At 73.1% G+C, this 672-nt stretch carries 1 protein-coding gene; it reads left to right on the top strand.

The genetic code is table 11. The features are described 5' to 3' along the window. A partial coding sequence (locus tag AO501_RS18715; protein ID WP_156452668.1) for a PE family protein occupies nucleotides 1–672 on the top strand: 672 nt, incomplete at both ends.

The following is a 672-nucleotide window of genomic DNA, read 5'->3' as shown; positions in this document are numbered from 1 at the left end:
CGGCGCCGACGAGGTCTCAGCGGCCGTCGCTGCGCTTTTCACCCAGTACGGTCTGGGCTACCAGGCACTGAGCGAGCAAGCGGCCACATTTCATAGTCAGTTCGTCCAGCTTCTGAGCGCGAGTGCGGGGCAGTACGCCGTCGCCGAGGCGGCCGCCGCCACGCCGCTGCAAAGCCTCGAGCAGCAGCTGCTCGACGTCATCAACTTGCCGACCCAGTTGCTGCTGGGGCGTCCGCTGATCGGAAACGGTGCCAACGGTGCCCCGGGCGCCGATGGCCAGGCCGGCGGCTTGTTGATCGGCAACGGCGGCGCGGGCGGGGCGGGTACCGCCGCTCATCCCGCCGGCGGGAACGGTGGCGCCGCAGGCCTTTTCGGCAACGGCGGGGCCGGTGGACCCGGCAAGGTCAACAGCAATGCCGCCCCGGGCGGGAACGGTGGGGCCGGTGGTTTGCTATTCGGCACCGGCGGGGCCGGCGGCACCGGCGGGTCCGGAATCGGGGGCACCGGCGGCACGGGAGGCGCCGCCGGTCTGTTCGGCACCGGCGGTGTCGGGGGCACCGGCGGGACGTCGGTCACCGGCTCTGCCGGCGGCACTGGCGGTGCAGGTGGCGCTGGCGGATTGTTCGGCACGGGAGGCGCCGGTGGTCACGGCGGTGGTTCGCCAACCGGGTT

Source organism: Mycobacterium gordonae (assembly GCF_001417955.2).
GTDB lineage: Bacteria > Actinomycetota > Actinomycetes > Mycobacteriales > Mycobacteriaceae > Mycobacterium > Mycobacterium gordonae_B.
The sequence above is the reverse complement of the archived record's forward strand: the minus strand, read 5'-3'. Positions and strand labels throughout refer to the sequence as shown.